18 protein-coding genes are annotated in these 18,528 nt (G+C 59.9%); 8 read left to right on the forward strand and 10 right to left on the reverse strand.

Annotation, left to right across the window (positions count from 1 at the left end):
- The first annotated feature begins 56 nt into the window (after positions 1-56).
- The 6 genes from pstB to G5533_RS00385 all read left to right on the forward strand — a co-directional run bounded on the left by pstB (position 57) and on the right by G5533_RS00385 (position 6,365).
- Positions 57-875 carry a phosphate ABC transporter ATP-binding protein PstB gene (gene pstB / locus G5533_RS00360; RefSeq protein WP_005334102.1) on the forward strand — a complete coding sequence of 273 codons (819 nt, stop codon included), beginning with the start codon at positions 57-59 and terminating at the stop codon, positions 873-875.
- 85 nt (positions 876-960) lie between these two features.
- Positions 961-1,671 carry a phosphate signaling complex protein PhoU gene (phoU, locus tag G5533_RS00365; protein WP_236346667.1) on the forward strand — a complete coding sequence of 237 codons (711 nt, stop codon included), beginning with the start codon at positions 961-963 and terminating at the stop codon, positions 1,669-1,671.
- Between the two features lie 191 nt (positions 1,672-1,862).
- Entirely contained in the window at positions 1,863-3,182 is a 1,320-nt protein-coding gene (locus G5533_RS00370; RefSeq protein WP_441254262.1) for a hemolysin family protein, read from the forward strand.
- Between the two features lie 19 nt (positions 3,183-3,201).
- Complete coding sequence (locus tag G5533_RS00375) at positions 3,202-3,744, forward strand: hypothetical protein (RefSeq protein WP_069555291.1); 543 nt, start codon at positions 3,202-3,204, stop codon at positions 3,742-3,744.
- A 293-nt stretch (positions 3,745-4,037) separates the two neighbouring features.
- Positions 4,038-4,940, forward strand: coding sequence for a homocysteine S-methyltransferase family protein (locus G5533_RS00380; RefSeq protein WP_421235707.1), 903 nt, complete (start codon positions 4,038-4,040; stop codon positions 4,938-4,940).
- Positions 4,941-4,949: 9 nt separating this feature from the next.
- Positions 4,950-6,365, forward strand: coding sequence for a basic amino acid/polyamine antiporter (locus G5533_RS00385; RefSeq protein WP_441254263.1), 1,416 nt, complete (start codon positions 4,950-4,952; stop codon positions 6,363-6,365).
- 97 nt (positions 6,366-6,462) lie between these two features.
- Here G5533_RS00385 and G5533_RS00390 read toward each other — a convergent pair whose 3' ends face one another.
- Positions 6,463-7,302, reverse strand: coding sequence for a sterol desaturase family protein (locus G5533_RS00390; protein WP_441254264.1), 840 nt, complete (start codon positions 7,300-7,302; stop codon positions 6,463-6,465).
- 182 nt (positions 7,303-7,484) lie between these two features.
- Here G5533_RS00390 and G5533_RS00395 point away from each other — a divergent pair, with 182 nt between their 5' ends.
- Positions 7,485-8,276: a substrate-binding periplasmic protein gene (locus tag G5533_RS00395; protein WP_005344593.1), complete on the forward strand. Its 792-nt coding sequence runs from the start codon at positions 7,485-7,487 to the stop codon at positions 8,274-8,276.
- A 108-nt stretch (positions 8,277-8,384) separates the two neighbouring features.
- Here the strand turns inward: G5533_RS00395 and G5533_RS00400 are convergent, their stop codons facing one another.
- The 3 genes from G5533_RS00400 to G5533_RS00410 all read right to left on the reverse strand — a co-directional run bounded on the left by G5533_RS00400 (position 8,385) and on the right by G5533_RS00410 (position 10,971).
- Positions 8,385-9,128 carry an amino acid ABC transporter ATP-binding protein gene (locus tag G5533_RS00400; RefSeq protein ID WP_441254265.1) on the reverse strand — a complete coding sequence of 248 codons (744 nt, stop codon included), beginning with the start codon at positions 9,126-9,128 and terminating at the stop codon, positions 8,385-8,387.
- A complete protein-coding gene (locus tag G5533_RS00405; RefSeq protein WP_441254266.1) occupies positions 9,112-10,071 on the reverse strand; it encodes an amino acid ABC transporter permease in 960 nt (319 codons plus the stop codon). Before G5533_RS00405 ends, G5533_RS00400 begins: the two co-directional genes overlap by 17 nt.
- Positions 10,072-10,170: 99 nt before the next feature.
- The gene (locus G5533_RS00410) at positions 10,171-10,971 is read right to left on the reverse strand and encodes a transporter substrate-binding domain-containing protein (RefSeq protein ID WP_441254267.1); all 801 of its coding nucleotides are present in this window, start codon (positions 10,969-10,971) and stop codon (positions 10,171-10,173) included.
- A 521-nt stretch (positions 10,972-11,492) separates the two neighbouring features.
- On the opposite strand from G5533_RS00410, the gene G5533_RS00415 reads away from it, so the two are divergent.
- Positions 11,493-12,626 carry a GGDEF domain-containing protein gene (locus G5533_RS00415; protein ID WP_421312044.1) on the forward strand — a complete coding sequence of 378 codons (1,134 nt, stop codon included), beginning with the start codon at positions 11,493-11,495 and terminating at the stop codon, positions 12,624-12,626.
- Between the two features lie 86 nt (positions 12,627-12,712).
- On the opposite strand, the gene G5533_RS00420 is transcribed toward G5533_RS00415, so the two are convergent.
- The 6 genes from G5533_RS00420 to G5533_RS00445 all read right to left on the reverse strand — a co-directional run bounded on the left by G5533_RS00420 (position 12,713) and on the right by G5533_RS00445 (position 18,517).
- Positions 12,713-14,047, reverse strand: a complete 1,335-nt coding sequence (locus G5533_RS00420) for an MFS transporter (protein WP_421254846.1) — start codon at positions 14,045-14,047, stop codon at positions 12,713-12,715.
- A gap of 21 nt (positions 14,048-14,068) precedes the next feature.
- The gene (gene uhpB, locus G5533_RS00425; protein ID WP_421254845.1) at positions 14,069-15,589 is read right to left on the reverse strand and encodes a signal transduction histidine-protein kinase/phosphatase UhpB; all 1,521 of its coding nucleotides are present in this window, start codon (positions 15,587-15,589) and stop codon (positions 14,069-14,071) included.
- Complete coding sequence (gene uhpA / locus G5533_RS00430; RefSeq protein WP_120414557.1) at positions 15,586-16,176, reverse strand: transcriptional regulator UhpA; 591 nt, start codon at positions 16,174-16,176, stop codon at positions 15,586-15,588. Before uhpA ends, uhpB begins: the two co-directional genes overlap by 4 nt.
- 193 nt (positions 16,177-16,369) lie before the next feature.
- On the reverse strand, positions 16,370-16,765 hold the full coding sequence (gene rnk / locus G5533_RS00435; RefSeq protein WP_185227373.1) for a nucleoside diphosphate kinase regulator: 396 nt from the start codon (positions 16,763-16,765) through the stop codon (positions 16,370-16,372).
- 245 nt (positions 16,766-17,010) lie between these two features.
- Positions 17,011-17,748: a substrate-binding periplasmic protein gene (locus G5533_RS00440; RefSeq protein WP_158111102.1), complete on the reverse strand. Its 738-nt coding sequence runs from the start codon at positions 17,746-17,748 to the stop codon at positions 17,011-17,013.
- A gap of 82 nt (positions 17,749-17,830) precedes the next feature.
- Entirely contained in the window at positions 17,831-18,517 is a 687-nt protein-coding gene (locus G5533_RS00445; protein ID WP_441254422.1) for a hypothetical protein, read from the reverse strand.
- Between the last annotated feature and the right edge of the window lie 11 nt (positions 18,518-18,528).

Consider the following 18,528-nt stretch of genomic DNA (forward strand, 5'->3'; position numbering starts at 1 on the left):
TACGTGAGGGGCGCCGGCAGCAGTCCGGCCACTCCAGATAGATTTTGAGGTAACAGATGATCAACGTAACGACCACGTCTACCCAGCACACCGCGCTGGACCTGCTCAACCTGACCCCGGAGCAGACCGCGCTGGAGGTGAAGGATCTCAACCTGTACTACGGCAGCAAGCAGGCGCTGTTCAACGTCAACATGAAGATCCCCAAAGGGCAGGTTACCGCCTTTATCGGCCCGTCAGGCTGTGGCAAATCGACCCTGCTGCGCTGCATCAACCGGATGAACGATCTGGTGGAGATCTGCCGCATCGAGGGGGAAATCCAACTGCACGGCCACAACATCTATGACAAGAGCGTCGATGTTTCCGCCCTGCGCCGTCAGGTGGGCATGGTGTTCCAGCGCCCGAACCCGTTCCCCAAGTCCATCTACGAGAACGTGGTCTATGGTCTGCGCCTGCAGGGGATCAACGATCGTCGCACTCTGGATGAAGCGGCCGAGCGCTCCCTGCGCGGTGCGGCCCTGTGGGACGAGGTGAAGGATCGTCTGCACGACAACGCCTTCGGTCTCTCCGGTGGTCAGCAGCAGCGTCTGGTGATTGCCCGCGCCATCGCCATCGAGCCGGAAGTGTTGCTGCTCGATGAACCGACCTCGGCGCTCGACCCCATCTCCACCCTCACCATCGAGGAGCTGATCAACGAGCTCAAGAGCCAGTTCACCGTGGTGATCGTGACCCACAACATGCAACAGGCTGCGCGCGTGTCGGATCAGACCGCCTTCATGTATATGGGCGAGCTTATCGAGTACTCGGATACCAACACCATCTTCACCACCCCGGCCAAGAAAAAGACCGAAGATTACATTACCGGTCGTTACGGCTAAGGAGAGGAGAGGATGAATCTCAGCAAACAGATTGGCAGTCGCTTCCACGGCTAAGGCATAATCGGAGCAATCAAGGATTATTTGTATGGACAATATGAACCTCAATAAACACATCTCCGGTCAGTTCAATGCCGAGCTTGAGAGCGTGCGCAACCAGGTGCTGGTGATGGGCGGCATGGTGGAGCAACAGCTCACCGACGCCATCGCGGCGATCCACGATCAGGATCTCGATGCTGCGCGCAAGATCGTGGCCAACGACCACAAGGTCAACGCGATGGAAGTGGCGATCGACGAGGAGTGCACCCGCATCATCGCCAAGCGTCAGCCGACTGCCTCCGACCTGCGACTGGTGATGGCCATCATCAAGACCATTACCGATTTGGAGCGTATTGGCGACGTGGCCGACAAGATCGCCCGCATGCTGACTGACAACGCCAACAAGCCGCAGCCGCCACTGGTGTCGCTGGAGAACATGGGCCGTCGAACCATCAAGATGCTGCACGATGTGCTCGATGCCTTCGCCCGCATGGATCTGGATGCGGCGCTGGCGGTCTACAAGGAAGATGACAAGGTAGACCGGGAGTACGAGTCCATCATTCGCGAGCTGATGACTTACATGATGGAAGACCCCCGCACCATCCCCCAGGTCCTCAACGTCCTGTGGGCGGCGCGGGCCATCGAGCGGGTCGGCGATCGCTGCCAGCACATCTGCGAGTACATCGTCTACTACGTGAAAGGCAAGGATGTGCGCCACACCAAGGCGGACGATCTGGGCACCTTGCTGGGCAAGGGCTAACCGGAAGTGAATAAAAAGGCGCGTGAAGCGCCTTTTTTTGTTGCATAACTGGTCGGAGTAAGATAAAGCCCCCAACTGGCTGTTTTCTGATAGAATACTCCCCCTGTGTGAGTCCCGGATGGGTTCACGGTCCGGTCTCCCGGGCCCAGTTTGCCGTCTTGTGCTAAGGCGGGTGTAGCAATAGGTTAATCATGAGTTTTGCCGATAGTTTGTTCTTTTTAATGCTGCTGGTTGGCGGCAGTGTGTTCTTCTCCCTCTCCGAGATCTCTCTCGCCGCGTCTCGCAAAATCAAATTGCAGGTGATGGCGGATGAAGGTAATCGCCAGGCCGAAAAGGTGCTGGCCCTGCAGGCCCAGCCGGGCAACTTTTTCACCGTGGTGCAGATTGGCCTCAATACCGTCGCCATTCTGGGCGGTATCCTGGGTGAGTCTGCCCTCAACCCCGCCATCAAGGGGATTGTCTCCCAGTTCTACCAGGGACCCTGGCTTGGCGAGATCAGCTCTGGTGCGTCCTTCGTGTTCGTCACCGGTATGTTTATCCTGATCGCCGATCTGATGCCCAAGCGTCTGGCCATGATCATGCCCGAGCAGATTGCCGTGGTGGTGGTGCGCCCCATGCTCTTCTTCGTCACCCTGCTGATGCCGCTGGTATGGATTTTCAATGGTCTGGCCAATACCCTGTTTCGCCTGATGCGCGTCTCCACGGTGCGCAACGACGAGATCACCTCCGATGATATCTATGCGGTAATGGATGCCGGTGCCGAGGCTGGAGTTATCCAGCGCGAGGAGCATCAGCTCATCGAGAACGTGTTCGAACTGCAGTCACTCTGCGTCACCTCCGCCATGACGGCTCGAGAGAGCCTCATCTACTTCACCCTGCAAGAGGATGAAGAGGACATCAAGGCGAAGATCGCCGAACACCCCCACAACAAGTTTCTGGTCTGTGACCACAACCTCGACAGCATCAAGGGCTTTGTCGATGCCAAGGAGCTGCTGATCCGCGTCATCAGCGGCCAGAGCATCGATCTCAACAGCGGCTCGCTGGTACAAAACGTCATCATCATTCCCGATACCCTGAACCTCTATGAGGCGATGGAGTACTTCAAAAATCATCGTGGCGACTTTGCCGTGGTGATGAACGAGTACGCGCTGGTGGTGGGGATCGTCACCATGAACGACCTGATGAGCACCGTCATGGGCGAGTGGGCGACCCACGTGGTGGAAGAGCAGATCGTCCAGCGCGACGAGAACTCCTGGCTGGTGGACGGGGTCACCCCAATCTCCGACGTGATGCGCGCCTTCGATATAGAAGAGTTCCCCGAGAACCAGAACTACGAGACCATCGCCGGCTTTATCATGTATATGCTGCGCAAGATCCCCAAGCGCACTGACTCGGTCAAATACGCCGGTTACAAGTTCGAAGTGGTCGATATCGACAGTTACAAGATTGATCAGCTGCTGGTTACCCGGGTCGAACCGGCTGTGGCCGAGAAGCCAGCTCAGGAATCGTAAAAGGAGCGACATAAGAGTCATGAAGATGCAGTCTCATTCCCGTGCGCTGGCCTGTGTCGCGCTCGCCCTGGCACTGGGTGCCTGTAGCCAGAGTGCGCCGCGCAAAGCCACAGTGGCAGCCAAGCCGGTAGCCCCCAAGCCTGCCGTGGTCGTGCCGCAGCCGGATCCCGATGCGGTGGTGCAAAGCGGGATGGCAGAGCCGAGCCCGGTTTTTGACGAGCAGTATCACGGTCCGGATCAGGGGTCGCTGGAGTCGGTGACCGCCCTGTTTGCCCGTGGCTACATCGAGTCCGCCATGCGCGAGACAATGCTGGCAGCGGTGCACAACGACTATCCGCTGCTCGGCATGCGGGATGTGCGGTTGACCGATCCGGTCTCCAAATTCCTCACCTCCGAGCATGCGGCCACTACGGCCCATGACTACCTCTATGCGGGTGTACAGCGTCGCCTCGGTCGTCCGCTAAGCCCTGCCCAGTGGGAGCAGATCTGGCGCGGTTTGCCGCAGCAGGGTCGGGTCTCCGACTGGGTCAAACAGATTAAGCGAGTGCTGGCCGGGCGTTAAGTTACCAGCGGATCAAGATTGTGATGAGGCCACCTTAGGGTGGCCTCTTGCATTTCTGCGTTTGCCTCGCCGTTTGCACGCTGATTTCTGCTGATACTGATTGCCGCCCGTGGCGCTTTGCTTTATCTTGTTTTGGCCATCTAAACATCTATATGTTTTTATGGCTGAATGGTAAAAGGGCTTCCCAGGATGAAGCAGGACGATCTGCAGCGATTCGATGTGAAACCGCAGATCAACAAAACAAACAGATAAATACGCAAATAAACAACGCACATAACTAAGAGACACGACAGATGGAAACCAGGGAATTGTGGGTGCTGGATGGGGGCATGGGGCGCGAGTTGGCACGGCGGGGGGCACCGTTTCGTCAACCCGAGTGGTCGGCGTTGGCCTTGATGGAGGCGCCAGAGACGGTGCGTGACGTGCATCAGGCCTATGTAGCGAGCGGAGCCCGGGTCATCACCACCAACAGCTATGCGCTGGTGCCGTTTCATATCGGCGATGAGCGTTTCTTTGCCGACGGGGAGGGGTTGGCAGCGCTGGCTGGTCAGCTGGCCCGCGAAGTGGCTGACGAGCAGAAGGGCGCCGTGCAGGTGGCGGGTTCTCTGCCACCGCTCTTTGGCTCCTACCGTGCCGACCTGTTCAAGGCGGACAGGGTGAACGAGCTGGCCACGCCGCTTATCCGGGCGCTATCCCCTTATGTGGATATCTGGCTGGCCGAGACCATGAGCCTGATTGCCGAGCCACTGGCCCTGAAAGCGCTGCTGCCTGATGACGGCAAGCCTTTCTGGGTCTCCTTCACACTGGAAGATGAGGCGCCGGGCAACGAGCCGCGACTGCGCTCCGGCGAACAGGTGGCTGATGCGGTTAGCGCGCTGGTGGCGGCCGGAGCCGATGCCATCCTGTTCAACTGCTGTCAGCCCGAGGTGATTGAGGGGGCGCTCGAGGTGGCCAGCGCCCGATTGCAGGCGCTGGGCCGCGCTGACATTCGCCTCGGTGCCTATGCCAACGCCTTCCCGCCGCAGCCCAAAGAGGCCACCGCCAACGACGGACTGGACGAGATCCGCGCCGATCTGGGGCCGCTGGATTATCTCGGCTGGGCCGAGCGCTGGCGCGGGGCCGGGGCGAACTTGATCGGCGGTTGCTGCGGTATCGGCCCCGAGCATATTCAGGCGCTGAGCAGCCGGTTGCGCTAAGGAGCTTCCATGAAAGAGAGCAAGATCGGGCTCTGGTCCCTCACCGCGCTGGTATTCAGCTCCATGGTGGGGGCGGGGATTTTCAGCCTGCCCCAGAACATGGCCGAGGTGGCGGGGGCGCGCGCCGTGCTGATCGGCTGGGGCGTGACGGGTGTGGGCATCCTGGCGCTCGCCATGAGTTTTCTCTATCTGTCGCGACTCAGACCGGATCTCGACGGCGGCATCTACAGCTACGCCCGCGCCGGTTTTGGCGATCTGGTGGGCTTCTTCTCCGCCTGGGGGTACTGGCTCTGCGCCACCATCGGCGTGGTGGGTTATCTGGTCATTGCCTTTGCGGCGCTGGGCAGCTTCGTCGATACGCCGGAGCAGGTCTGGTTTGGTGAGGGCAACACGCTGGCAGCGTTTGTCGGCGAGTCCTGCATCCTCTGGGCGGTGCACCTGCTGGTGGCCCGCGGCGTGCAGCAGGCGGCGCTGTTCAATCTGGTGGCGACCCTGGCCAAGAGCCTGCCGCTGCTGCTGTTTATCCTGTTCGCCTGCTACTGGTTCGATCCGGTCACCTTCGCGGCGGATCAGCAGGGTAGTAGCCTGGCGGTGCCGGTTTCCGAGCAGGTGCGCAACACCATGCTGATCACCCTCTGGGTCTTCACCGGTATCGAGGGGGCAGCGGTGCTGTCGGCCCGCGCCAGAAACCGGCGAGATGTGGGCACGGCCACTGTGCTTGGCGTGGTATTGGCGTTGCTGCTCTATGTGCTTATCTCGGTGCTGGCGCTCGGAATATTGAGCCGACCCGAGCTGGCGGCGCTGCCCAACCCCTCCATGGCAGGGCTGATGGCCAAGATGACCGGCTCATGGGGCAAGCTGCTCATCAGCGTGGGCCTTATCGTCTCGGTGCTTGCCTCCTACGTGAGCTGGACCCTCTTCTCGGCCGAGGTGCCGTTCAGCGCGGCACGCCACGGCGCGTTTCCTGCTATCTTCCGGCGCCAGAACCGCAACGGGACGCCTATCGCATCGCTCTGGCTCACCAGCTTGACGGTGCAGACTTGCCTGCTGCTGGTGTGGCTGCTCGGCAAGGGCTACACCAGTTTGCTGCTTATCTCGACCTCGATGATTTTGGTGCCTTACCTGCTGATCGGGCTGTTTTTGCTCAAGCTTTCGTTCAGCAAGGAGGGAGAGTGTGGGCAGGGCCGAGGCCTGATGCGGGCAGTGGCGCTGGTGTCGAGCGGTTACGGCTTCTGGCTGCTTTATGCCGCCGGGGTGGAGTATCTGCTGCTGTCGTTGTTGCTCTACGGGCCGGGCTTGCTGCTGTTTCTCTACAGCCGTCGTCAGCTGGGCACAGATCTTTGTCTGAGCGGCCGCGAGCGGCTGTTGGCCGGTGTGACCTTGCTGAGCCTTATCCCCGCCGTCTGGTCGTTCGCCAATCTCTGACATCGAAGATGTGACTGATCATAAAAGAGAGCGCCACTGTGGCGCTCTCTTGTTATCAGGAGTTGGTTATCAGGGAGTTGCTATTCGGGGCGAAGGTTCAGCGGCTGGCAGGCCCGGCCGGTTTGCCAAACAGCACCGCGAGTTTTTGTCGCCAAGGCTGGCCACGGGCGTCATGCAACATGTCGCGCCACTCGTGGAAGGTGAGGGTGAGGGGGTTGAAGCTGTGGATCGGCTTGGTGATGCCAAAGCGGCACGGTTCGGCCGGATCTTCTTCGACAAAGGTGCCGAACAGTCGATCCCAGATGATCAGCACCCCGGCAAAGTTGCGGTCTATGTACTTGGCGTTGCTGGCGTGGTGCACCCTGTGGTGGGAGGGGGTGTTGAAGATCCACTCAAGTCGGCCGAGTTTGCCCACTACCTGGGTGTGGACGAAGAACTGAAAGCCCAGGCTCAGCAGCACGGTGACGACCACCGCCTCGGGCGGGAAGCCGATGACAATCATCGGGATCCAGAACAGCCACATGCCGGAGATCGGGTACATCAGGCTCTGGCGAAAGGCGGTGGAGAGGTTGAGCCGCTCCGAGCTGTGGTGCACCACGTGGGAGGCCCACAGCCAGCGAACATGGTGGCTGGTGAAGTGGAACAGCCAGTAGCAGAGATCCTGCAACAGGAAGAGCAGCAATACGCTCCAGAAGGTGAGCTCGATGTCGAACAGTCGCCAGCCCCAGAGGGTGTCATACAGATAAGCAATGGCGATGGCCGCCAGCGCATCGCCCCCTTGGTGCATCAGGGCCAGCGCGGCGTTGGCCAGCAGATCTTTCCACTGGTAGGTGGCAGTAGGAAAGGCCGCGCCATGTTTGCGCAGATAGAGCATCTCCCAGCCGATAAAGGCCAGAAAAACCGGGGAGAGGTAGAGCAAAAGCAGTTGCACATCCATATGCGGCCATCCATTCAGAGCAATTGCTCTTCAGCATAAAGGATGAAAGCAATATTTCATTAACATTTTCTAGCCATCTTGCCCGATGGCTCTGGCGGGTTTGCAGTGAGGCCGCAATTCAATCTGATGGATGGTGACCGCTGACTATGCTTGATGCAGATTGACCGTCAGAGGATTGGGCGATGCGTGTCTGTGTTTATCTGTTGCTGGGATTTTGCCTGCTGGCCCAGGCCAAAACCCGTGTTGAAATTTTGGCCGATGCCAACTATCCCCCCTACTCCTGGCAGGAGGGGGAGGAGGTCAGGGGGATCTATGCCGATATTATCCGCGAGGTGACCACCCACATGAGTGGTTATGAGGTGGTGCTCAAGCCCATGCCCTGGCGGCGCGGTCTGAGCATGGTGGAACAGGGCAGCGCCTTCGCCATCTTTCCGCCTTACTACCAGCCCGACAGTCGTCCCTGGATGTGGCCTTACTCCCAACCGATGCTCGACGAGGAGCTGGTGGTGATGTGCGGCGCCAGTGTTGCGGTCAATACCCCGCAGGCCAGGTTTCCGCTCGACTATCACGGTTTGCGCTTTGGTATGAACGCCGGCTTTGCCGTCGGCGGAGATGCCTTCTGGCAGGCGGTGAAGGAGAAGCAGATCGATGTGGAGGAGGTGAAAAGCAATCGGGAGAACTTGCTCAAGATTGTCCGAGGTCGGGTCGATTGCACCATCAATGACCGCCTTTCCCTGCTTTATGAACTGCTGAACATGATCAAGGGAGAGCAACTGGCGGTGGCCGATATGTCACTGCTCAAACAGGGGCCGGTGCTCAGCAAGGAGCAGGGGTTCCTCGGCTATAGCCGCAAGGGGGAGTATCCCTACAAACAGGCCTTTATCGAACAGTTTGACAAGGAGCTCTATCAGCTCAAGAAACGTGACGGGGTGAAAGTGATCGTGGAGCGCTATCTGGGAAAGTCCCCGCGCTGAGCCGATGAGATGGGGACTCGGGTTCAGCTGGGTTGAGTCTGCTCCAGCGTCAAGTACAAAAAGAGGGACCCTGCGGTCCCTCTTCGTTTATCCAGAAGAGCGTGTTGGCTACAGCACCTGACTCAGGAACTGGCGCAGACGCGGGGAGGGGGGATTGTCGAAGAAGTCGGCGGGTTTTCCATCCACCAGCAGTTCGCCACTCTCCATAAAGAGCACCCGATCCGCCACTTCCCGGGCAAAGCCCATCTCGTGGGTCACCACCACCATGGTCATTCCCTCGCGGGCGAGCCCCTTCATCACATCCAGCACCTCCCCCACCATTTCGGGATCCAGCGCACTGGTGGGCTCGTCAAACAGCATGATGCGTGGCTGCATGGCGAGCGCCCGGGCAATGGCCACCCGCTGTTGCTGGCCGCCGGAGAGCTGGGAGGGGTAGCTCTTGGCCTTGTTGGATAGCCCTACTTTCAACAGCAGGGTTTTGGCGCGATCTTCGGCCTCTTTGCGCGATAGCCCCCGCACCTTCTGAGGGGCGAGGCAGATGTTGTCCAGCACCGTCAGGTGGGGGAAGAGGTTGAATGACTGGAACACCATGCCCACCTCTTCCCGCAGCTTGTTGACATCGCCGGGCTCGGTCAGGCAAATGCCGTCGACTTCTATGTTGCCGTCGTTGATGGTCTCCAGCTGGTTGAGAGTGCGCAGGAAGGTTGATTTGCCGGAGCCGCTGGGGCCGACGATCACCACCACTTCCCCTTCTGCCACCTCGGTACTGACGTTTTTCAGGGCATGCACTTCACTGCCGTAGAACTTCTCTACACCGGTCGCTTTGATGATGGGATCAGTTGCTTTTCGCATATTTTACCTCGAGACGGCGCACCACAAAGGAGAGAGTACCGGTCAGTACCAGATAGAGCAGGGCCACGGTGAACCATACCTCGAACGGACTGAAGGTGGAGCTCACCACCTCGCGCCCCGCCTTGGTCAGGTCGGTGATGGAGATGACCGAGACCAGCGAGGAGTCCTTGATCAGGTTGATGAACTGGCCTGCCAGCGGTGGCAGCACCCGCTTGAACGCCTGCGGCAGGATGACGTAGCGCATGGTCTGGGCCGAGGTCATACCCAGGCTGCGGCCCGCCTCCATCTGCCCCTTGTGGATGGAACTGATACCGGCGCGGACGATCTCCGCCACATAGGCCCCGGTAAAGACCGCCAGCGCGGCGACCCCGGCGGTGAAGCGGTCGAGGTTCAGCACGGTACCGATAAAGAAGTAGACGATGAAGATCTGAACCAGCAGCGGCGTGCCGCGGATGAGCTCAACGTAGGTGATGGCCAGATTGCGCAGGGCGGGGTTGGGGGAGAGGCGCGCCAGTCCGGCCAGGGTGCCGAGCAGGATGGCGAAGATGCCCGCCACCAGCGAGAGCTTGACGGTGACCCAGACGCCCCAGGCGATGGGGCCTGCGGTCCAGCTCAGTTGGGTGTCGAGGGTATCGCCACGAAAGACGGTATCCCCTTCGGCGACTTGTACGCCGGTACTGGCGATGGCTTGCCGCACATTGGGGTCGAGATCGTCTTGCAGAAACAGCTTGTCCTTCTCGGCCTCGCTGGTGCCCGCCATCACGGTGCCGTCAAATTCGGCCAGATTCTTCTGCTCCGCCTGATAGGCGATGTATTGGGGAATGCGTTCCCAGCGCCAGGTGTAATCCACTGACTGGACAGCCTTGTAGATGCCGAATACGGCAACCAGCAGCATCAGCAGGAAAACCCCATGCCAGAGTAGCTGATTGGGTTGTTTTTCCATCTGTCTTGTCGGTTTGGGTGTGTGCACAGTCACAACCTCTTCTCGTTATTGTGTGGGGAGCTGCGTGGTGCAGGGGCGGCATGTGCCGCCCCCCGGAGGTTATTTGAGCTGATTCAGCCAGGCGTTGGATTCGAACCACTTCTTGTAGAGACGGTCGTAGCTGCCATCGCCCTTGATCTGGCGCAGGTAGTTGTTGAACCAGTTGAGGGTGTCCTGATCCCCTTTGCGGATGGCCCAGGCCAGCGGCTCGAAGGTGAACGGCTTGTCGAGGTGCACCACGGCGCCCTGATTCTGGGAGGCGAAAATAGCGTTGTAGGGCAGGTCATAGACGAACGCATCGACCTTGCCGTTGATCACTTCCAGCTTGGCGTCATCCTGAGTTTCAAACTGCAGCAGGGTGGCTTTGGGGATCAGGCGCTTGACTGCCTGCTCGCCGGTGGTGCCGAGCTTGACCGCGATCTTGTATTTCGGGTCGTTGAGATCGGTGAAGGATTTGATTTCGCCCGCCTTCTCTTTGCGCAGGACGATGGTCTGGCCGACCACGATGTAAGGATCGGCGAAGTTGACTCGCAGGTTGCGCTGGGGAGTGACGGTCATGCCGCCCATGATGACGTCGAACTTGTTGGTCAGCAGCGCCGGAATGATGCCATCCCAGGCGGTGTTGACGAACTCGACCTTCACGCCCATCTCTTTGGCGACCATCTTGGCGAGATCCACATCAAAGCCGATGTACTGGCCCTGCTTGTTGGTCATCTCGAAGGGTTGATAGCCGGCATCAAAGCCGACTCGCAGCACGCCGCGTTCGAGCACGGCATCCACGGTGGAGGTAGGGGCTGGGGTCGGGGCCGCTGTGGCGATCCCGCAAAACAGCAGGGTAGAAAGAATCAGTTTTTTGATCATAAGTGACGTCTCTGTCGGTGGTGTGTTCGGCCTTGAACCTGATCCCGTGCGACTCCGTGGCACAAGAGACTGCTGCATCCGGCAACAGGCAAGACAGGATGAATGTCTTGAGCGGGACAAAAGCCCCATATGAGATGCTATGAATAGTGGTTGAGTGAAAAATGTACCAAAAACAGATTGTGTCAGAAGACTCAACAGGTTAGAGACATTTATTGCTCATGACTTCATTCATAAAATCACACGAAAACAACATATCTATCTAATGGGGTGGGTTCAAGCCCAAATTATGCCCAAGACATTTTGTTACAAAGCCAGGGCGCCGCTTGCGGCTCTTATTGCACCGATAAGCTCCATAAGAGACTTTTTTCAGGGGCGGAGACAAATACGTATTGATGGGATATCACGCTCATTGCGCTGTTTGTCAGCAAACGAACGGGCTTTATTATGAAAACCATCAAGTCCCACTGGGTCTTGGCAAACGCTTCTCATATACTCAGTTACCCTCTCTGCATGGCTTTGGTATGGACGCCTCACTACTGCTTAAGCTGGATATTTTTACCTTGATGATCATGGCCTTGTGTGGCTATTGTCTCGGTTTCCTCACTCTTACCATCATTCGTGTTACCCACAACGATATTCCCGGTGTCGGGGTCTGGTGGTGGTCCAGTCTGTTTGCCATGCTGGGTCAGGCGGGATTTGCCAGTCTGCTGCTGACCCCCACCCCCTATGGCTCCTGGGTTGGCAATGTCTTTCTGATTTTTCATGTGTCGCTGCTGCTGGTTGCCCAGCGCTGTTTCTTCCGTCAATCGCCAGGCTGGCCTGCCTGCTGGGGATTCATCCTGCTGTTTGCCGCCATTATGACCTGGTCGGTCGCCATCGATGGCCGGATTGCTGTGCGGGTGATGATCAGCAGCGCCACCTTCCTCGTGCTCAGTACGCTCATCATCTGGCAGCTCTGGCGGCACGGTCGACCCGATTATCAGGTGGCAGTCTGGGTACTGATTGGCCTCAATCTGGTACTGATTGCCATGACATTGATGCGGATGTTTACCGTGTGGGGCGAGGTGATCGAAAGCCCGTTCCAGCGTCAGCTGTTCAACGTGTTGCCCTATGTCTCCATGCTGGTGGGCAGCTCCATGCTTACCTTCGGGGTGCTGCTGCTCTGCAACCAGCACCGGGCGCTGGAGCTGCGCTATCAGGCCAGTCATGACCCGCTGACCGGCTTGTTCAATCGCCGTGGTTTTATGGAGCGTCTGGCCCGGGGACGCCCTGCACAACAGGGGGCGTTGGTGGTGCTCGATCTGGATGACTTCAAGCAGATCAACGATCGGCATGGTCATGAGGTGGGTGATCGGGTGCTGGAGCGGGTCGGGTTGGCACTGCGCGAGCTGGAGGGGGTATTGGCGGGCCGCTTTGGGGGTGAGGAGTTTGTGCTGCTGTTTCGCCATGTCGCCGCGGACGAGGCCATCGCCCGTTGCCAGTCACTGCGGGTTCAGCTTGCGGCCAGCGAGGTGGAGGGGATCCATATCACCGTCAGCATGGGTATTGCTTACTGGCAGGGGGAGTGGCACTTTGACAGCCTGTTCAGCCGTGCGGATGACGCTCTCTATCGGGCCAAGCGGGAAGGAAAGAACCGGGTCTGTCAGGCTGCCTGATGCAGGAATAGGTTCAGGAATAAAATCAGGGCGCGGTGATCCGCGCCCTGTCTGCTTGCCGGATATAGCTCGTTAGCTGCCACCCGCTAATCTGCATTCGCTTGAGGGGGTCTCGGTGCCTGCGCCTTGAGGAAGGGGAGCAGCAGCAGGGCCGAGATACCTGCCGCCACCGAGATCACCACGAAGAAGCCGTTCCAGTGCCAGATCTCCATCACCTTGGCCAGCGGATAGCCTGACAGCGCCGCCCCCATGTAGGCAAACAGGCCGACAAAGCCGGTGGCGGCCCCCGCCGAGTTTTTGTGGGAGCACTCCGCCGCTGCCATGCCGATCAGCATCTGGGGGCCAAACACGAAGAAGCCGATGGTAAAGAAGCAGGCCGCCTGCATCACATAGCTGAAGAAGGGCATCAGCCAGAGCGATCCCACCGCCAGCAGGATCCCCACCGCAAAGATCAGGTTCATCGGGCCACGGTTGCCGTTGAACAGCTTGTCCGATCCCCAACCCGCCACCAAAGCGCCGATAAAGCCCCCCACCTCGAACATGGAGATGGCCGAGTTGGCGCTCATCAGATTGAAGCCGCGCTGCTCGGTCATGTAGAGGTTGCCCCAGTCATTGATGGCGGTGCGCACCACATAGACCAACACGTAGCAGCAGGCGAGCAGCCAGATATAGGGGTTGCCCAGCACATATTTGCGCAGGATCTGGCGATGGGAGAGGCCCGCATCCTGAGTCTGCTGGGCCAGCTCCATGGCATCCTTGCGCCACTCGCCCACCGTTGGCAATCCCATGGCACTCGGGGTATCCCGCAGCCGCCAGCAGAGGAACAATCCCGCGATGATGGCGATAAGGCCGGGCACTATCATGCCGTAGCGCCAGCCATGTTGCAGGGCGATGGTGCTGACGATAAGGGGGATGAGCGCGCCGCCGACGTTGTGAGCTGTGTTCCAGGCCGACCACCAGACTCCGCGCTCGGTACGCGAATACCAGCTGGTAAGCAGCTTGGAGCAGGGGGGCCAGCCCCAACCTTGGAAGAAGGCGTTGGCGACCCAGAGGGTGGCAAACATCCAGAGTGCCGACGAGAGGCCGAACAGGATGTTGATAACGCCGGTGGCCATCAGTCCGACACCCATAAAGTAGCGCGGGTTGGCGCGGTCACTGATGATGCCTGAAAAGAACTTGGAGCAGCCGTAGGTGATGTAGAACAGGGTCCAGAGCATGCCGATGTCGGACTTGTCCAGCATGCCGCTCGCCAGCATGTCCGGCATGGCGAAGTTGAAGCTCTTGCGGGTGAAGTAGAACACCGCGTAGCCCAGATACATGGTCAGCAGCAGGTGCAGCCGCCAGTGGCGATAGGTGGCGTCGATCTCGGCCTGATCCCGGATAAGGGGCCGGTGCGGCGCGCTTCTCATAAAACTCAGCACTGGCAGGCCCTCTGGTGGTGATTAGCCATGACTCTCTTCCCGTCTGCGACTGGGCAGGTTGACCGTCAGCTGAGTGCCGTGGATGCAGGAGAGTTGCAGATTGCCCCCTAGGGCCTGTACCCGCTCGCGAATGCCGAGCAGGCCATAGCCCTGTTGCGGGCGGCTTTCCGGCAAACCGCGGCCATCATCTTCCAGCACCAGTTGCAACTGCTCGCCGTAGGCCCGAGCGCGAATGGTGACCGAGTGGGCGTTGGCATGTTTGACCACGTTGTTGAGCCCCTCCTGACAGACCCGAAACAGGGTGACCCGCTGGGCATCCGAGAGATCCCCATCCGCCAGCTGCCACTCCAGACGGGTGACGATGCCGTGACGCTCCAGCTCCAGCTCTCTGAGCAGTGCCCGTACCGCCTGTTCAAGAGTCATGTCGTCGAGTTGGCGCGGGCGCAGCCGCCCGAGCAGACCGCGCACCGCGTCGTAGATCCCGAGCGACAGTGTGTCGATCAGGGCGCTGCTCTGGCCCACCCCGGCATTATCGGGGGCGAGGCGGCGTACGATCCCGGCTTGGGTACGAATGGCGGTGATGGTCTGGCCGATGTCGTCGTGCAGCTCGCGCGCTACCTCCTTGCGGATGCTCTCCTCGGTCTCCAGCAGCCGCTCGGTGAGTTGGCGATTATGGGCGAGTTGGCGGGTCAGCGCCTGATTGAGTTCGCGCTGGCGCTGGATCCCGGCACCCAGCAGCAGGCCGGTAAGGCTCTGGGCCAGCAGGGAGAGCAGCAGATCGAGAGGGTGATCGTGCCAGGCCTGACTGGCCAGCAGGGCGATGGTGTTCATCAGGGTGGCGAGCAGCGCCCCTTGCCAGCCGTAGCGCCACGCCATGGCGATGATGGGGATGGCCAGACAAAACGGGGTGAAGCGTACCAGCGAGTTGGGCAATCCCAGTTGCAGCCAGAGGCTCAATACGAACAGCAGCAGATACCAGACCAGATGGCGAAAGCGCCACTCCACCGGCTGATCCACCAGCGCAGGCCCCAGCGGCACCCAGGTGGCGCGGGTGAGGTAGTGCCAGATCAGCATGCAGGTGGAGGTGAGGGTCAGACCGCCGGTCAGGCTGAGCAGCAGGGCCGAGAGGCCATCTTCCCCGGCCAGATGCCAGAGCAGGGCTTGCAGCAGCGCCGCCGCCGTGACGGTGGCGAGCAGCAGCAACAGTTGCTGCCAGTCGTTGCGCACCTGCTGGCGACGGGCAATCAGCAGCGGTAGCAGGGTCAGCAGACTGCCCGCGACCAGCCAAGGCCAGTGGGGCAGCCCCACTTCCAGATTGAGCCAGTAGAGCAGCAGCCCTTCGCACAGCAACAGCGGCGGCCAGTAGTGGCCGGGACTTTGCAGCAGCAAGCCAAGGCGCAGGCCGAAGGGGAAGAGCAGCACCGCCAGCGCCGGGCCGCCCGCCAGATGCAGGCTGATGCTCCAGAGGCAAAACCAGCCGGCGGCAAAGATGAAGCAGGCCGCCAGCGCGATGGCGACATAGCTGGCAAAACGGGAGATCACCAGCTATCCAGCATGCGGTGGGCCAGCTCGACGTTGTTGCTGACCTTGAGCTTGTCCATCAGGTTGGCGCGATGGACGTGAACCGTCTTGGGGGAGAGGCCAAGTTGCTCGGCGATGGCTTTCACCTCCAGCCCCTGTGCCAGCAACTGGGCAATCTCCCGCTCCCGATTGGTGAGGGGATCCCGGCTGCTGCTGGCCAGTTTCTGGGCGATGTCCGGTGTCAGATAACACCCCCCCTGGGCGGCGGTACGCACCGCGGCGATCAGCTCGTCCGGACTGCAGCGCTTGGAGAGAAATCCTTTGGCACCGGTTTGCAGCGCCTGCTCGATGAGGGCGGGGCTGTCATGCACCGAGAGCATTACCACCGCGAGACCGGAGGGGAGCTGCTTGAGCAGATCCAGCCCCGATTGGTCGGGCATCGAGATGTCGCAGACGCAGACTCGCGCCCCGCTGCCGGGCAGACCGGCAAGGGCGTCGCTGGCGGAGCCGAATTCGGCGACCACCTGCAGATCGGGCTCCAGATTGAGCAGTTGGGCAAAACCGGATCGGACGATCTGGTGATCGTCGATGAGGGCAATGTTTATCATGATGTCAGCCTGAAATTCGGTGCGTCATGACCATGACGCGGCCAACAAGATACCTGCCCCCCGAGTCAGGCTCAAGCAGCAGCAGGAAAAGGGGCTAAAAACCGGGGGGCAAGGTGCGCAAAGCTTGATCGGGATCAGCTTGCAAGGGCGAGCAAGCGGGCTGATCAACAGGGGGATGACCAGCCCGGGGGACTCAGCGGTGCAGCTCGCCGGCGCGCTCCGGCTGATAAACCACGTCCAGAATTTCGACCTCGATGGTGCGACCGGCCGGGCCTGGCCAGGCGATGCTGTCGCCCACTTTCAGACCGAGCAGGGCGCTGCCCACCGGCGCCAGTACCGAGATGTTGCTCTCGTCGCCCTTGGCATCGCGCGGGTAGACCAGGGTGAGGCAGAACTCGTTGCCGCTGCTCTGCATCTTGAAGCGTACCTTGCTGTTCATGGTGACCACGTCCGGCGGCATGTCGGCCGGTTCGCGGATCTCGGCGCGGTCCAGCTCCTCTTGCAGGGCGAGATGCTGCGGGTGGTTGCCGAGCAGTTGTTCGATACGGTCCAGATCAAGGCTGGAGATAACCAGATGAGGTTGTTTCATAAGATATTCCTTATCAATAGCGGATAGGCCCATACCGGCGGGTGCAGGTTGGCCATCACGCAAAGTGTTACAAAAATGGATTCAACAGGTTCAATCGATTGAAAATGCCATGCCCCCAAGCGACTCGCGGCCGAAGGAGCGAGGCGGGGGCTCAGCAGGGTGTGAGCAAATGCGAGGAAATAGCGAGTATTTTCATGGGGCTACCATAACCATTCTGGCCGGCCTTGGCAACCGTGATTGAGTGACTACTCAGGAACCTGATAGTTGTACTGACGGATGATCCGCGCCAGTGTGCCATCATGGCGCATCTCGTCAATCACGGCTTGCCAGCGACGCCCTTCGGTGAAGGGAAAATCCTTGCTGGCCGCGATAAATAACTGGGTACGCATCAAGGATTCGCCTTTTACTATCTCATCGATGGAAAATCCGCCCGTCTGCTGGTTGTAGAGGATGACGTTCCAGGCTGCGACCCAGGCATCGATGCGTCCTCGTTGCAGTTTGAGGGCATTGAGGTCTTCGGTGGCGACGGTTTGGCTGGCGAGATTCAGCCTCTGCTTGAGCAGATACTGGCCGAAGGAGTGACGCAAGGTGCCCACCTTGAGTGAAGGAAGCGCGTTTATCATGAGCGGGGTGGGATGCTTGTGGCGATTGCTGACAATGAGGAACTCTTCATCAAGGATGGGGGAAACCCAGTAGTAGAGATGCTCCCGTTGAGAGCTGCGTACTGGCGGTATCAGCAGTACATCCTTGCGATGGGCGGTTTGGGTGAGGGCTCGGGCCAGCGGCATCAACTCGATGGTGAGCGGTTCTTTAAGGCGTCGCGCGGCCTCTTCCATGATCTCGATGGCGACACCGCTTGGTTTGCCGTGAGAGGAGCGAATGACGTAAGGGGGCAGCTCGGCCGCCACCAGCACAATAGCCTGGGCACCGGTGTGTACCAGCAACAACAGCAGTGCAAAAAAGGGCAGGCAGAGAGCGCGCATCAAGGTCGTGAGCCAGAGTCGAATATGCAGAGTGTAACATTCCTGCCTGCGTTGTCGTTGGGCTCGCTGAGGGGTTGGGATCTCAGTCGAAGAAATCGCGCAGATCGCGCACTTCGTAATCAGCGAGTTGCTGCCAGGGAAGCTGAGCAGGCAGCTTGCGCAGGGTTACCTCCATCCGGTAGCTGCGATAGCCGTCGAGACTGGCCGATTCGACCACCAGCGGGATCTGCCACTGACTCGACCAGAGAATGCGGGTTCGTTGCTGCCCTTCGCGCTTTTCATACCAGCGGGCCTGCTCGGGGGCGGCCTCATCCAGCGGGGTCATCCCCTCGAGCAGCACTGGGTTGACGAGATGGCGGATCCGCAGCCAGTCGGGCTTGAAGGCCACCTGGCCATACTCTTCCACCGGCACTTCAACCAGCTGGTTGTGCCAGCTGTCGGCATAGCGCAGCTGAAGTTCACCCTCATCACTGCGGCTGACCCAGCGGGCCGCCATCTGGTGGGTAAAGTGCTTGTGGCCGGGGGTGGCGTCGTGAGTGGCATGATAGGCACGGGCAAGGGGGAGGGGAATGAGCCGCTGGCTCCACACCTGATTGCCCACGCGCAGCCACTTCTCTTGCCAGACACTCTCTCTGGCGATGCCATCGCTGCCGGTGTTCCGGTCGTGATAGCTGATCCGGGCGGCGAGATTCGGGGGCGTGTCGTCAGCATGCAGGGGGAAGGCGAGGGTGCTGCCAAGCAGCCATAATGAAAGCAAAAGTCGCATCATCATCTGTCGCT

This window comes from Aeromonas sp. A600620 (assembly GCF_029479985.1).
In the GTDB taxonomy this organism is placed as follows: domain Bacteria; phylum Pseudomonadota; class Gammaproteobacteria; order Enterobacterales; family Aeromonadaceae; genus Aeromonas; species Aeromonas veronii_A.

Coding starts and splice junctions, on each gene's coding strand:
- G5533_RS00440 (WP_158111102.1), bottom strand. CDS start 17,748: ATGCGCGCTCTCTGCCTGCCCTTTTTTGCACTGCTGTTGTTGCTGGTA.
- G5533_RS00370 (WP_441254262.1), top strand. CDS start 1,863: ATGAGTTTTGCCGATAGTTTGTTCTTTTTAATGCTGCTGGTTGGCGGC.
- G5533_RS00415 (WP_421312044.1), top strand. CDS start 11,493: ATGGACGCCTCACTACTGCTTAAGCTGGATATTTTTACCTTGATGATC.
- G5533_RS00445 (WP_441254422.1), bottom strand. CDS start 18,517: ATGATGCGACTTTTGCTTTCATTATGGCTGCTTGGCAGCACCCTCGCC.
- G5533_RS00405 (WP_441254266.1), bottom strand. CDS start 10,071: ATGGAAAAACAACCCAATCAGCTACTCTGGCATGGGGTTTTCCTGCTG.
- G5533_RS00375 (WP_069555291.1), top strand. CDS start 3,202: ATGAAGATGCAGTCTCATTCCCGTGCGCTGGCCTGTGTCGCGCTCGCC.
- G5533_RS00410 (WP_441254267.1), bottom strand. CDS start 10,971: ATGATCAAAAAACTGATTCTTTCTACCCTGCTGTTTTGCGGGATCGCC.
- phoU (WP_236346667.1), top strand. CDS start 961: ATGGACAATATGAACCTCAATAAACACATCTCCGGTCAGTTCAATGCC.
- pstB (WP_005334102.1), top strand. CDS start 57: ATGATCAACGTAACGACCACGTCTACCCAGCACACCGCGCTGGACCTG.
- G5533_RS00400 (WP_441254265.1), bottom strand. CDS start 9,128: ATGCGAAAAGCAACTGATCCCATCATCAAAGCGACCGGTGTAGAGAAG.
- G5533_RS00390 (WP_441254264.1), bottom strand. CDS start 7,302: ATGGATGTGCAACTGCTTTTGCTCTACCTCTCCCCGGTTTTTCTGGCC.
- G5533_RS00395 (WP_005344593.1), top strand. CDS start 7,485: ATGCGTGTCTGTGTTTATCTGTTGCTGGGATTTTGCCTGCTGGCCCAG.
- uhpA (WP_120414557.1), bottom strand. CDS start 16,176: ATGATAAACATTGCCCTCATCGACGATCACCAGATCGTCCGATCCGGT.
- G5533_RS00385 (WP_441254263.1), top strand. CDS start 4,950: ATGAAAGAGAGCAAGATCGGGCTCTGGTCCCTCACCGCGCTGGTATTC.
- G5533_RS00380 (WP_421235707.1), top strand. CDS start 4,038: ATGGAAACCAGGGAATTGTGGGTGCTGGATGGGGGCATGGGGCGCGAG.
- rnk (WP_185227373.1), bottom strand. CDS start 16,765: ATGAAACAACCTCATCTGGTTATCTCCAGCCTTGATCTGGACCGTATC.